Source organism: Qipengyuania sp. Mu-71, from assembly GCF_036867055.1.
Taxonomy (GTDB): Bacteria; Pseudomonadota; Alphaproteobacteria; order Sphingomonadales; family Sphingomonadaceae; genus Qipengyuania; species Qipengyuania profunda.
In genome coordinates this window covers 69,601-82,590 of record NZ_JBAJHR010000001.1, presented here as the reverse complement: position 1 = coordinate 82,590, position 12,990 = coordinate 69,601, and the positions used below count along the sequence as shown (strand labels likewise).

The 12,990-nt window shown below is 64.8% G+C and carries 10 protein-coding genes; 1 reads left to right on the top strand and 9 read right to left on the bottom strand.

Annotation, left to right across the window (positions count from 1 at the left end):
* The 3 genes from V6B15_RS00360 to V6B15_RS00350 all read right to left on the bottom strand — a co-directional run bounded on the left by V6B15_RS00360 (position 1) and on the right by V6B15_RS00350 (position 1,038).
* A complete protein-coding gene (locus V6B15_RS00360; protein WP_320181520.1) occupies positions 1-348 on the bottom strand; it encodes a heavy metal-binding domain-containing protein in 348 nt (115 codons plus the stop codon).
* A gap of 57 nt (positions 349-405) precedes the next feature.
* Positions 406-642, bottom strand: a complete 237-nt coding sequence (locus V6B15_RS00355) for a DUF2312 domain-containing protein (RefSeq protein WP_050601763.1) — start codon at positions 640-642, stop codon at positions 406-408.
* A gap of 81 nt (positions 643-723) precedes the next feature.
* Positions 724-1,038, bottom strand: a complete 315-nt coding sequence (locus V6B15_RS00350) for a DUF1244 domain-containing protein (protein WP_334201307.1) — start codon at positions 1,036-1,038, stop codon at positions 724-726.
* Positions 1,039-1,087: 49 nt separating this feature from the next.
* Between V6B15_RS00350 and pyk the strand changes: the two genes are divergently transcribed.
* Complete coding sequence (gene pyk / locus V6B15_RS00345; RefSeq protein WP_253521805.1) at positions 1,088-2,554, top strand: pyruvate kinase; 1,467 nt, start codon at positions 1,088-1,090, stop codon at positions 2,552-2,554.
* A gap of 43 nt (positions 2,555-2,597) precedes the next feature.
* Here the strand turns inward: pyk and V6B15_RS00340 are convergent, their stop codons facing one another.
* The 6 genes from V6B15_RS00340 to rpoC all read right to left on the bottom strand — a co-directional run bounded on the left by V6B15_RS00340 (position 2,598) and on the right by rpoC (position 12,953).
* A complete protein-coding gene (locus V6B15_RS00340; protein ID WP_334199623.1) occupies positions 2,598-2,897 on the bottom strand; it encodes a hypothetical protein in 300 nt (99 codons plus the stop codon).
* A 54-nt stretch (positions 2,898-2,951) separates the two neighbouring features.
* Positions 2,952-3,314, bottom strand: a complete 363-nt coding sequence (locus tag V6B15_RS00335) for a hypothetical protein (RefSeq protein ID WP_334199622.1) — start codon at positions 3,312-3,314, stop codon at positions 2,952-2,954.
* Positions 3,315-3,325: 11 nt separating this feature from the next.
* A complete protein-coding gene (locus V6B15_RS00330; protein WP_334199621.1) occupies positions 3,326-4,639 on the bottom strand; it encodes an NADH:flavin oxidoreductase/NADH oxidase family protein in 1,314 nt (437 codons plus the stop codon).
* 13 nt (positions 4,640-4,652) lie between these two features.
* On the bottom strand, positions 4,653-6,026 hold the full coding sequence (gltX, locus tag V6B15_RS00325; RefSeq protein WP_334199620.1) for a glutamate--tRNA ligase: 1,374 nt from the start codon (positions 6,024-6,026) through the stop codon (positions 4,653-4,655).
* 40 nt (positions 6,027-6,066) lie between these two features.
* The gene (locus V6B15_RS00320) at positions 6,067-8,433 is read right to left on the bottom strand and encodes a putative bifunctional diguanylate cyclase/phosphodiesterase (RefSeq protein WP_334199619.1); all 2,367 of its coding nucleotides are present in this window, start codon (positions 8,431-8,433) and stop codon (positions 6,067-6,069) included.
* Positions 8,434-8,624: 191 nt separating this feature from the next.
* On the bottom strand, positions 8,625-12,953 hold the full coding sequence (rpoC, locus tag V6B15_RS00315) for a DNA-directed RNA polymerase subunit beta' (protein WP_253521795.1): 4,329 nt from the start codon (positions 12,951-12,953) through the stop codon (positions 8,625-8,627).
* Positions 12,954-12,990 lie beyond the last annotated feature (37 nt).

The following is a 12,990-nucleotide window of genomic DNA, read 5'->3' as shown; positions in this document are numbered from 1 at the left end:
TCAGATCTTAACTGCAGTGCCGCTGGCGCTGACCATCAGCATCGAGCCGGTATCGCCGATGACCTCGTAGTCGAGATCGACCCCGACCACCGCATTGCCGCCGAGCGCGCCGCATTCGGCCTGCAATTCCTGGATCGCCTGTTCGCGCGCATCGCGCAGGATGCGCTCGTAGCTGCCCGAGCGTCCGCCGACGATGTCGCGAATATTGGCGAACAGGTCGCGGAAGAGATTGGCGCCCACGATCACCTCGCCAGTGACGATGCCGAGATAGTCCTGGATCGGCCGCCCTTCGATGGTGGGCGTGGTCGTCACGGTGATCCCGCGGGCGTCTTTCCAGGGGCTGGGCATGTCCTCATTCTCCTCGGCAATAGGTGTGTTATGAATGTAGGGCACGCCCCGCCGGAATCAACCCATACCAAGCGCGGCCTTGTAGGTGTCGAGGATGGTTTCCTGTTCGCTGCGCTCGTCGGGCTTCATCTTCCGCAGGCGGATGATCTGGCGCATGATCTTGGTGTCGTAGCCGACCGCCTTGGATTCGGCGTACACGTCGCGAATGTCGTCGGCGATGCCCTTCTTCTCTTCCTCGAGGCGTTCGATGCGCTCGATCAGCAGGCGCAGGCGGTCGTCGGTGGCTTCGGCCATGGTCGGGTGTACTCCGGTAAAATGAGAATCGGTTGACGGCTCGATAGCCAGCCAGCCTGCTCGGGTGAAGGCGGCGACTCGTTACTCCACGCGATTTTTCGCGACGCTCGCTTCCATCCGCGCCAATTGCTCCTCGGTCGCGGGCGTCTGGCGGGTGGCCTTCCATTCATCCTGCGGCATGCGGTGGATCAGCTCGCGCGCGGCGAGCTTGTCGCCGTCGAACCCCGCCTCGCGGATCCAGTCGGCGAGGCAATTGCGGCAGAAACCCGCCAGCCCCATCAGTTCGATGTTCTGCGCATCGTGGCGATGGCGCAAATGGCGCACCAGCCGGCGGAATGCTGCCGCCGCTACGGCATCGGGCAAATCGTCAAGCGGATCGCGTGCATTCGTTATCATGATCGTATGGTCCTTGCTTTGTCGCACACCGCTGCCATAGGCGATGGTCATGGCCAACCCCGCCCCCAAGCTCGATCCGCGCGGCCGCAAGGTCAAGATCCTCGCCACCGTCGGTCCGGCAAGCCGTTCGCCCGAAATGCTCGCCCGCCTGTTCAAGGCCGGGGTCGACGCCTTCCGCGTCAATATGAGCCATGGCGAGCATGCCGACCATGCGCAGACGATCGAGACGATCCGCGCGCTGGAGAAACAGTTCCGGCGCCCGATCGCGATCCTCGCCGACCTGCAGGGCCCCAAGCTGCGCGTGGGCAAGTTCAAGGACGGGCAGGCGGTGATCCGCCATTCGGGCCATTTCACGCTCGACCGCAATCCCGAACCCGGCGACGAGACCCGCGTCGAACTGCCGCATCCCGAACTGTTCGGCCTGCTCGAGAAGGGGCAGCGGCTGCTGATCAACGACGGCAAGATCCGCCTCAGGGTGATCAGCGCGGATGAAGAGAAAATCCATTGTTCGGCCGAAGTCGGCGGGGTGATCTCCGACCGCAAGGGCGTCAATGTCCCCGATGCCGAAGTGCCGATCCCCGCACTGACCGACAAGGACCGCAAGGATTTGGCCTTTGCCGTGGCGAAGGGGGTCGACTGGATCGGCCTCAGCTTCGTCCAGCGCCCCGAGGATCTGGCCGAAGCACGCCGGCTGATGGGCGGGCATGCCTCGCTCTGCGCCAAGATCGAGAAGCCCAATGCGGTGAGCCGCCTGGCCGAGATCATCGAGGCGTCGGACGGGATCATGGTCGCGCGCGGCGACCTGGGGGTCGAGCTGGAGCCGCAGGAAGTCCCGCCGCTGCAGAAGCGGATCGTCAACGAGACGCGCCTCAAGGGCAAGCCGGTGATCGTGGCGACGCAAATGCTCGAAAGCATGATCGAAAGCCCCGCCCCGACGCGCGCCGAGGTCTCCGACGTCGCCAATGCGGTCTATGACGGGGCCGATTGCGTGATGCTCTCGGCCGAGACCGCAGCGGGCGACTGGCCCGAGGAAGCGGTCACGATCATGCACAAGATCGCGCGCCAGGTGGAACGCGACGAGGCCTATATCGAACGCGTGCGCCTGCTCGATACGCCCCCCGATTCTACTACCGCCGATGCGCTGGCGCATGCCTGCATGACCGTGGCCGATACCGTCCCGGTCAGCGCGATTACCGTGTTTACCGGGTCGGGTTCGACCGCGCGGCGCGTGGCGCGCGAACGCCCCAGCGTGCCGATGCTGGTGCTGACGCCGAGCATGCGGACCGCGCGCCGGCTGGGCCTGCTATGGGGCGCACATGCGGTGGCGACCAAGGATATCGGGAGCTTCGAAGAGATGATCGCCAAGGGCAAGCGCATGGCGCTGCGTCATGGCTTTGCCGAAGCGGGCAGCAAGCTGATCGCGCTTGCCGGGGTCCCCTTCGGCACGCCGGGATCGACCAATCTGCTCCACGTCGTCACCATCAGCGGCGACGAGCTCGACAAGCACGACGACTAGCGGCGGCTGGCAGGCGCGTTCTGCCCCCACCAGCCGCATCGCCTCAACCGCCGAGCGCGAGAAAGACGATCGCCCCCAGCGAGAAGATGCCGCCGAGGATGATCGCGGCCAGTTCCACCGCGCCCAACCGGTCGATATGCTCGGCTCGGAAAGCGCGGTATTGCTGGCGTAGCTCATCCTTGCTCGACAGGCTGGCGACTTCGAAGGCCGAGGCCTCCTTGGTGAACCAGCGTTTGAGATCGGCCAGTTCGGTTTCGGCGATCTCGGGATAACGCAGCAGCAGCGCCTCGATCTGGTCGAAGCGATCGTGGACGGCGGTGGCGCCGTCGGTGGGACGTGTCATGGTATATGTCCTGTCTGAAACGGAAGGACGCGCCCGTTGCGGGCGCGTGGCGGTTCAGATCAGGTGCGGGGGTCCGCGGGGGTCGGCGATCGACTGTGGCGGTGGCCGCAGCGGCGGGCCGCGAACACGATGTGCTGCCCAGCGCTGGGGCAAGATCGGCTGTGCATCGAGCGCGAGCGCGGGAAGCGTCCGTCCAAGCGCCACATATGTTTTCGGACAGGGGGCTGCGACCGTGCAGACCAGCCCTGCCTCCCCTTCACGCGGCGGGAGCGTGACCTCTGCAGTCGCAGCACTGAACACCGGGCCGCGGCCGCGGTCGAGGGAGATCGGCTGATGCGGCAAGGCCTGCGCGCACAGGACCGCCAGCAACAGCGCGGCGCACGCGCGCAAGGGCCATTGGTAGAGTGCAGCGAGCATGATGGCGGGAGTTAGGCCTGCCCCCTGCCCGCTACAAGAGCGGGGCGTTCCTTCATGATGCGCTTGCTGCGCGCATCGACGAGCCGGAAGGCCTTGAAAACGGGGAACGCGCGGTCGGTGCGCCCTTCATGCCCGAGCAGCCAGAGCTGCTGGTAGAACCAGTAGATCCCCGCGAAGCCGCTGATCGCCTTCACCGCGCCGAACCGCTTGAGGAAGCCGAGCCAGCCAGGCAGCAGCTCTAGGCTGTCTTCGTAGCGCGCCAGCTCGTCGGCACCTTGCAGCAGCCGCGCGGGGGCATCGGTGTCGACGCAGAGCGGGCGGCCTAGCCCGATCACATCCGCCGCCCCGCTGGCCAGCGCCTGTTCCATCGCCGCGCGGGTGCGGAAGCCCCCGGTGACCATCAGCGGGACCGAAACCTCGGCCTGCATCGCCTTGGCGAAATCGACGAAATAGGCTTCGCGCGCGGCGGTCGAGGGCGCGACTTGCGGCGCCTCTTCGGCCTCCTGCCCTGCCACACCCAGCAGCTTGGGCTGTTCGTAGGTGCCGCCCGAGATTTCGATCAGGTCGACCGAAGCGGCTTCGAGCCATTGCACCACCTGCAGGCTGTCGGTGAAATCGAACCCGCCCTTCTGGAAGTCGGCGCTGTTGAGCTTGACCGAGAGGGGGAAGCCCGGCCCCACTGCCGCGCGCACCGCGGCGACGATTTCGAGCAGGAACCGTGCGCGGTTCTCCAGGCTGCCGCCATATTCGTCGGTCCGCCGGTTCACCCTGGGCGAGAGGAATTGCGAGACCAGATAGCCATGTGCGCCATGTACCTGCACCCCGGTGAAGCCCGCATCCTTGCAAACGCGCGCGGCGAGGGCCCAGCGCGCGACCAGATCGGCGATTTCCCCCTTGGTTAGCGGCGCCGGCTTGCCGAACTGCCCCCCGGGAAGCGCCACCGCGACGTCGGAAGAGGATTTGGGATGCGGATTGACCAGCTTCTGCGTCTGGCGCCCACCATGGCTGATCTGCGCCCAGAAATGATTGCCCTGCCGCGTCGCCGCCTGTGCCCAGCGTGCCAGCCGCGCCTGCATGTCGGCATCGGGCTCGCGGTCGATCACCACATTGCCGGGCCGTTCGAGATGGTCGGCATCGACGATGATGTTGCCCGACAGCAGCATGCCCGAACCGCCATCGGCCCACAGACCGTAGAGCCGCTCGAGTTCGGGCGTGGGCCGCCCGTCGGGGGTGGCCAGCCCTTCGGTCATCGCCGCCTTGGCCAGCCGGTTGGGCAGCACGGCGCCGCACGGCAATTTCAGTTCGCTTGCCAAAGTCGCGGCCATGATCGCGTATCCCCTACCCCTGCGCGGCTTGCTCCAGCCGCTCGCGTGCGCGCGTCTCACCGATCAGCGGCAGCAATTCCCCCATGTCGGGCCCATGGTCCATTCCCGTCAAGGCCTGTCGCAAGGGGAGGAAGAGCGGCTTGCCCTTGCGACCGGTCTCTCTCTTCAAGATCTGCGTGAGAGTTTTCCAAAGCTCCTCACGGATATCGTCGTACCTCCACTCGAGCTGCCCGAACGCTCGGACCGCCTCGGACAGATAACTACGATCCTCCTCAGAAAATTGTGGCTGGACGATCGGACCGGTCACCAGACGCCACCATTCATCCGCCTCGGATACCCGTGAAAGATTGGGCCGGATCGCATGCCAGCCGGCTTCGTCCATCCCCTCGGGCAGGCGCTCGGCAACCGCGGCATAGTCCATCTGGTGGACCAGCGCGGCGTTAATCCGTTCGAGCTCGGCATCGTCGAACCGGGCGGGGGCGCGGCCGAAGGTGGCGAGATCGAAGCTTTCGAGCAGCACCGCGCGGTCCGCAATCGGTTCGACCGGCAGCGAAGTGCCCAGCCGCGCCAGCAGCGCGACGATCGCCTGCGGTTCGAACCCGCGCTCGCGAAACGCATCGCAGCCGAGCGAGCCGAGCCGCTTCGAAAGCTTGCCCTCCGCACCGACCAGCAGCGCCTCATGCGCGAACCCCGGCATCTGCCCCGCACCATCGTGCGCCGCGATCAACGCGGTGAACATCTGGATCTGCACTGCGGTATTGCTGACATGATCCTCGCCGCGCAGCACCTGTGTGATACCCATGTCGAGATCGTCGACTGCGCTAGGCAACATGTAGAGCCAGCTGCCGTCGGCGCGGCGGATAACCGGGTCGGACAATTGCGCGGGGTCGAATTTCTGCGGTCCGCGCACGCTATCGACCCAGGTAATCGGCGCGGTGTGATCGAGCTGGAAACGCCAGTGCGGAGCGATGCCCTCGGCTTCCTTGGCGGCACGCTCGGCTTCGCCCAGTTCGAGCGCCCCGCGATCGTAGATCGGCGGCAGCCCGCGTCCGAGACGGATCTTACGCTTGAGCTCGAGCTCCTGCTGCGTCTCGTAGCAGGGATAGACCCGGCCCGCCTCGCGCAGCGCCGTAAAGGCGCGTTCGTACAGCGCGAGCCGCTGCGACTGGCGGGCCTCGCCATCGGGCTCGAGGCCCAGCCATTCGAGGTCGGCGCGGATCGCCTCGACAAAGTCCTCGCGGCTGCGCTCGGCATCGGTATCGTCGATACGCAGCAGAAAACGCCCGCCGCTTTGCTTGGCGAGCATCCAGTTGTGCAGCGCAGTGCGGATATTGCCGACATGGAGCCGCCCGGTGGGCGACGGGGCGAAGCGGGTGACATGGGTCATGCGCGCGCCGATAGCCGAGGGGCGCGCGCTTGGCGAGAGGTCAGCTGGCCCGCGAGGAACGCCGCCTGAGCGCAGCCTCGCGCGCCTTGCGGTAATCGAGGATGCCGCTGGCATCGCCCTTCATCGCCGCCTGGACCGCCGCGGGGGTGGCGAAATTCTCGCCCGGGACCGGCTGGCAGATCAGATAGCCCTGCGCTTCCTGGCAACCGAGCTTGCGCAAGAGGTCGAGCTGCGCGCGTGTTTCGACGCCTTCGGCGGTCGCGGCCATACCCAGCGCATCGGCCAGCCGCGTGATGCTGGAGACGATCGCCTGATTGTCCGCCGAGGCTTCGATCCCCTCGACGAAATCCTTGTCGATCTTGATCCGGTCGAAGGGGAAGCGGCGCAGATAGCTGAGCGAGGAATAGCCGATCCCGAAATCGTCGAGCGCGACCTTGGTGCCAAGCTCGCGCAGCTTTGCCAGATTGCCTTCGCACAAATCGCTGTTCTGCATCAGCACATGCTCGGTAATCTCGAATTCGACCCGGTGGGGCGCGATCCCGTGGGCATGGATCGCCTGCGCGACCACATCGGCAAGATGCGGACTGCGCACCTGCGTGGGCGACAGGTTGATCGCGATGCGGAAATTGCCTTCCCACTGCCCGGTTTCGGCCAGCGCCTGCTGGATGACCCATTCCCCGATGGGCACGATCATCCCGGTTTCCTCGGCCACCTCGAGGAAATCGTCCGGTGTCACGATGCCGCGCTTGGGATGGTACCAGCGCAGCAGCGCTTCGTAGCCCGCGACTTTGCCGGAATCGAGATCGATCACCGGCTGGTAATGGAGATGGAGCTGATCGCGGGCGAGCACTTCGCGCAGATCGGTCTCGATATCGCGCCGCTCGCGCGCCACCCGGTCGAGTTCCTCGTCGTAAAGCGCCAGCGTGTCGCGGCCCTTGGCCTTGGCAGCGAAGAGCGCAATATCCGCGCGCCGCATCAGTTCTTCCGCGTCGCGGTCGCCATCGGCGCCCTTGGCGATGCCGATGCTGCCCGAGATGCGATAGACCTGCCCGTCGAGTTCGAAGGGGTCGCGGATAACCGAGAGGAAACGATGCGCGCGTTCGATCAGCATGCCCGCGCCCGCGCGCGTTTCGAGCAGCACGGCGAATTCGTCCCCGCCCAGCCGCGCGACGAGATCCTGTCCGCGCACCTCCTGTTCGAGCCGGGTCCCAACTTCGCGCAGCAGCCGGTCCCCGACCAGATGGCCGCGGGTGTCGTTGACCGCCTTGAAATCGTCGAGATCGAGATAGAACAGCACGATGTTGCGCACTCGGTCCTGCTGCGCCAGCGCGGCACGCAGCCGTTCGTTGAAAAGGTAGCGGTTGGCGAGGCCGGTGAGGTTGTCGTAATGCGCCATGAAGGCGACGCGGTCCTCGATCAGCCGGTCGTTGGTGACGTCGCGCGCGACCCCGCTCATCCGGCCATCGCTGCGCGGGCGCGCCGACAGCTTCCAGTACCGCACCGCCCCGTCGACCCGCAGCTTGAGCACGAGATCGCGAAACCGGCTGCGCTCCATCAGATGGCGCGCGAGCCGGTCGCGGTCGTCCCCCGGGGAGAACATGGCGATCAGCGGCGTGGCTTCGAGCGCATCCTCGGTCTTGCCCGCCGCCGCCGCGAACCGCGCGGGAACGTCGCGCAAATTGCCGCTCGCATCGACGGTCCACAGCCAGTCGGACGAATGTTCCTCGTAATCATACAGCAGCATGCGGACGGTGCCCGCGGCCTCGCGGCGGCTGATCTCCGCCTCGGCCCCGCTGATGATCTGTTTTTCCTGCTCGCGCGTCGAACCAAGCAGGGCGATGACGAACAGCGCCAGCAGCATCAGCGCGGGCCAGCCGGCACCGTCGGTCTGGATCCAGGTCGCCGCGGTGATCGACACCGTCATCACGACAATGTGGAATATCGCCGCCTGCGGCGCAGTGCGATGGACCAGCAGGACCCCGCACAGGATCGCAATCGCAATGGCCGCCAGCACCGCCGCATCGAACCCGGTCGCGACCGTGGCGAGAAAGGGAAAGATGGCCGCCCAGATCGACGAGCCGACCCATTGCAGCGCGATCAGCCGGCGCCAGTGGCGCTCCAGTTCCTCCAGCGGGGCCTCTTCACAATCGAGCTGCCGCTCGAGCAGGACATAGGTCACCAGCAGCGCGATCTGCATCGCGGTCCAGGCGAGCAGAATTGCAAAGGGCACCTGCCCGATAAAGGTGAACAGCAGCGCGGCAAGCGATCCGATCGTGGGGAGCAGCGCCAGACGCGCCCCGGCCATGAAGTCGTCCAGTCGGCGTGTCAGGAGCAGGCGGCCCACCGCATCCGCCCCGGCAGGACCGGGCTCGGCACGCAGTTCGGTATCGGGCACTTCTGTGGCCACGAATTCCCCTCGGTCGTTGCCAACACCCCCGATGCGGCCACTCGGGACACATCGTGCAACCCCCGCAACTCAAGGTCAAGTAACATGCGAAGCAGAACTAATTAACGCGGCGCAAAGGCTACCCGCCAAAGAAAAGGCCCCGCCGGATCGCTCCGGCGGGGCCCAATACTTCGGTGCGATTTAGGCGCGGCTTATTCGCCGTCCTTGGCATCCTCGTTGAGGTATTCGCCCGCATCGGCATCGGTGCCATGCGTTTCGCCTTCCATCACTGCCAGCGGATCGTCGCCGATCGCCGCTTCGGGGCCCTGGGCGAGTTCCGCCGCGTGCTCTTCTTCGGCGGTCTGGGCAGCGATGATCGCTTCCTGTGCCTTCTTCCACTGGGCGCGCAGCGCCGCATCGCGGCTGGTGGCGGTGATGCGCATGCGGTTCATACCCGCGCCGGTACCGGCGGGGATGAGACGGCCCACGATCACGTTCTCCTTCAAGCCGACCAGCGTGTCCTTCTTGCCTTCGACCGCGGCCTGCGTGAGCACGCGCGTGGTTTCCTGGAACGAAGCGGCCGAGATGAACGAACGCGTCTGCAGCGAGGCCTTGGTGATGCCAAGCAGGATCGGGGTGCCCTTGGCAGGCTCCTTGTTCCGGCCGAGCTTGGCATTGGTTTCCTTGAGCTCTTCCAGATCGACCTGTTCGCCGGGCAGCAGCACGGTGTCGCCGCCGTCCTTGATCTCGACCTTCTGCAGCATCTGGCGAACGATCACCTCGATGTGCTTGTCGTTGATCTTCACGCCCTGCAGTCGATAGACTTCCTGGATTTCGGTGCAGAGATATTCAGCCAGCGCCTCGACGCCCAGGACTTCGAGGATGTCGTGCGGGTTGGGCGAACCGGAAATCAGGGTATCACCCTTCTTCACGAAGTCGCCTTCCTGCACGTCGATCACCTTGGTCTTGGGGATCAGGTACTCGACTGCATCGCCTTCTTCCGGAACGATCGCGATCTTGCGCTTGGCCTTGTATTCGCGAACGAATTCGATCTTGCCCGAAATCTTGGCAATGACCGAATTGTCCTTCGGCAAGCGCGCTTCGAACAGCTCGGCCACCCGCGGCAGACCGCCGGTGATGTCGCGGGTCTTGGCAGCTTCACGCGATGCACGGGCGAGGATGTCGCCGGCATCGACCTGCTGGTTGTCCTCGACCGAAAGCACGGTGCCCGGTGCCAGCATGTAGCGCGCGGCTTCCGTCTCGTCGCCCGCATCGTTGAACAGGGTCAGGCGCGGACGCAGATCCTCGTTCTTCTTGCGGCCCGACGTCTTCGTATCGATTACCACGCGCTGCGCGATGCCCGTGGCATCGTCGACGCGTTCTTCCATGGTCGTACCGTCGATCAGGTCCTGGAATTTCGCCACGCCCGAAGTCTCGGTGATGATCGGCAGACTGAACGGATCCCATTCGGCCAGACGATCGCCTTCCTTCACCTTGCCGCCATCCTTGTGCATCAGCACGGTACCGTAGGGCACCTTGTGGATTTCGCGTTCGCGGCCCTCGGCGTCGATCACCGCCAGCTCGCCATTGCGGGCAAGCGACAGGATACGGCCCTTCTTGTCGGTGATGGTGGGCATGTCGCGATAGACGACCTTGCCGTCCGACACCGCTTCGAGATGCGAGGTCTCGTTGAGCTGTGCGGCACCGCCGATGTGGAAGGTACGCATGGTCAGCTGCGTGCCGGGTTCACCGATCGACTGTGCGGCGATGACGCCGACGGCCTCGCCGATGTTGACCGGCGTACCGCGTGCAAGATCACGGCCGTAGCACTTGGCGCAAACGCCCTGCTGGGCTTCGCAGACCAGCGGCGAACGGATCTTGGCAACCTGCACTTCGGCTTCCTCGATGACCTTGATCATCGGTTCGTCGAGCAGCGTGCCCGCCTTGGCGATGACCTCGTCGGTCGCCGCGTTGACGATATCCTCGGCCACGGTGCGGCCCAGGATACGCTCGCCGAGCGAGGCGATCACGCTACCGCCCTGGACGATGGCGCGCATGTCGAGCGAGTTGTCGGTCTTGCAGTCCTCGACGACGATGGTGCAATCCTGCGACACGTCGACGAGACGGCGGGTCAGGTAACCCGAGTTCGCCGTCTTCAACGCCGTATCCGCGAGACCCTTACGGGCACCGTGGGTGGAGTTGAAGTATTCGAGGACGTTGAGGCCTTCCTTGAAGTTCGAGATAATCGGGTTTTCGATGATCTCGCCCGACGGCTTGGCCATCAGGCCGCGCATCCCGGCGAGCTGCTTCATCTGCGCCGGGCTACCACGGGCACCGGAGTGCGCCATCATGTAGATCGAGTTGATCTCGGCCTGGACACCGTCCTTGCCGATCGGGCGGGCCCGGATCTTCTCCATCATGGCTTCGGCAACCTGGTCGCCGCAACGGCTCCAGGCGTCGATCACCTTGTTGTACTTTTCCTGCTGGGTGATCAGGCCGTCCTGATACTGCTGCTCGTAATCGGCCACCAGCGCCTTGGTCGTCTCGACCATTTCGATCTTCTCTTCGGGGATGATCATGTCATCCTTGCCGAAGGAGATGCCGGCCTTGAACGCGTGGCGGAAGCCGAGCGACATGATCGCGTCGGCGAACAGCACCGTATCCTTCTGGCCGGTGTGACGATAGACCTCGTCGATGACGTCGGCGATGTCCTTCTTGGTCAGCAGGCGGTTGACGATGTCGAACGGAACCTTGTGGTTCTTGGGCAGACATTCGCCGATCAGCATGCGGCCGGCGGTCGTTTCGAACCGCGACATCGCGATCTTGCCGTTCTCGTCGGCCTGCGGAACGCGGGCGAGGATTTTGGTGTGCAGCGAGACCTGCTTGGTCTCGAGCGCCTGGTGAACCTCGGCCATGTCCGAGAACATCTGCAGCTTTTCGACCTTGTTGCCGTCGCTGTCCTCGACGAACTCGGGCGTCTTCTCCTGCCGCTCCATCGAGAGGTAGTAGAGACCCAGGACCATGTCCTGCGACGGCACGATGATCGGCTTGCCGTTGGCGGGCGAGAGGATGTTGTTGGTCGACATCATCAGCACGCGCGCTTCGAGCTGGGCTTCGAGCGAAAGCGGGACGTGGACGGCCATCTGGTCGCCATCGAAGTCGGCGTTGAAGGCGGCGCAGACCAGCGGGTGGAGCTGGATGGCCTTGCCTTCGATCAGCACGGGCTCGAACGCCTGGATGCCGAGACGGTGGAGCGTCGGCGCGCGGTTCAGGAGGACGGGGTGTTCGCGGATGACTTCATCCAGGATGTCCCAGACTTCCTTGCGCTCCTTCTCGACCCACTTCTTCGCCTGCTTGAGGGTCATCGAGAGACCCTTGGCGTCGAGGCGGGCGTAGATGAACGGCTTGAACAGCTCGAGCGCCATCTTCTTGGGCAGGCCGCACTGGTGCAGCTTGAGTTCGGGACCGGTCACGATGACCGAACGACCCGAATAGTCGACGCGCTTACCCAGAAGGTTCTGGCGGAAGCGGCCCTGCTTGCCCTTGAGCATGTCGCTGAGCGACTTCAGCGGACGCTTGTTGGCGCCGGTGATCACGCGGCCGCGGCGGCCGTTGTCGAACAATGCGTCGACGGCTTCCTGCAGCATGCGCTTTTCGTTGCGGACGATGATGTCCGGCGCGCGCAGTTCCATCAGCCGCTTGAGGCGGTTGTTACGGTTGATGACGCGGCGATAGAGGTCGTTGAGATCCGAGGTCGCGAAACGGCCCCCGTCGAGCGGCACCAGCGGGCGCAGTTCGGGCGGAATGACCGGGACGACTTCGAGGATCATCCATTCGGGACGGTTGCCGCTTTCGATGAAGCTTTCGACGACCTTCAGGCGCTTGATGATCTTGGCCGGCTTGAGCTTCGACTTGGTCGTCGCGAGCTCTTCCAGCAGATCGGCCTTTTCCTGCTCGAGATCGAGATCCATCAGCATGGTCTTGACCGCGGCGGCACCGATATCGGCGGTGAAGGCATCTTCGCCATACTCGTCCTGCGCCTCGAGCAGTTCATCCTCGGTGAGGAGCTGGAACTTCTCGAGCGGGGTCAGGCCGGGCTCGGTGACGATGTAGCTTTCGAAATACAGCACGCGTTCGAGCTGCTTGAGCTGCATGTCGAGCAGCAGGCCGATGCGCGAGGGCAGCGACTTGAGGAACCAGATATGCGCGACCGGCGCGGCCAGTTCGATATGGCCCATGCGTTCGCGGCGAACCTTGGTCACGGTCACTTCGACGCCGCACTTCTCGCAGACGACGCCCTTGTACTTCATACGCTTGTACTTGCCGCACAGGCATTCGTAATCCTTCACGGGACCGAAGATGCGCGCGCAGAACAACCCGTCGCGTTCAGGCTTGAACGTGCGGTAATTGATCGTTTCGGGCTTCTTGATTTCGCCGAAGGACCACGAGCGGATGCGCTCGGGGCTGGCGATGCCGATCTGGATCTCGTCGAAGGTTTCGGGCTTCGCGAGCTGGTTGGTGAATTTGGTCAGTTCGTTCATGACTTATTCCCTTAGCGGGTGAATTCCTTGGGGCGGT

Coding starts and splice junctions, on each gene's coding strand:
- V6B15_RS00340 (WP_334199623.1), bottom strand. CDS start 2,897: ATGACACGTCCCACCGACGGCGCCACCGCCGTCCACGATCGCTTCGAC.
- V6B15_RS00355 (WP_050601763.1), bottom strand. CDS start 642: ATGGCCGAAGCCACCGACGACCGCCTGCGCCTGCTGATCGAGCGCATC.
- gltX (WP_334199620.1), bottom strand. CDS start 6,026: ATGACCCATGTCACCCGCTTCGCCCCGTCGCCCACCGGGCGGCTCCAT.
- pyk (WP_253521805.1), top strand. CDS start 1,088: ATGGCCAACCCCGCCCCCAAGCTCGATCCGCGCGGCCGCAAGGTCAAG.
- V6B15_RS00330 (WP_334199621.1), bottom strand. CDS start 4,639: ATGGCCGCGACTTTGGCAAGCGAACTGAAATTGCCGTGCGGCGCCGTG.
- V6B15_RS00335 (WP_334199622.1), bottom strand. CDS start 3,314: ATGCTCGCTGCACTCTACCAATGGCCCTTGCGCGCGTGCGCCGCGCTG.
- V6B15_RS00360 (WP_320181520.1), bottom strand. CDS start 348: ATGCCCAGCCCCTGGAAAGACGCCCGCGGGATCACCGTGACGACCACG.
- V6B15_RS00350 (WP_334201307.1), bottom strand. CDS start 1,038: ATGATAACGAATGCACGCGATCCGCTTGACGATTTGCCCGATGCCGTA.
- rpoC (WP_253521795.1), bottom strand. CDS start 12,953: ATGAACGAACTGACCAAATTCACCAACCAGCTCGCGAAGCCCGAAACC.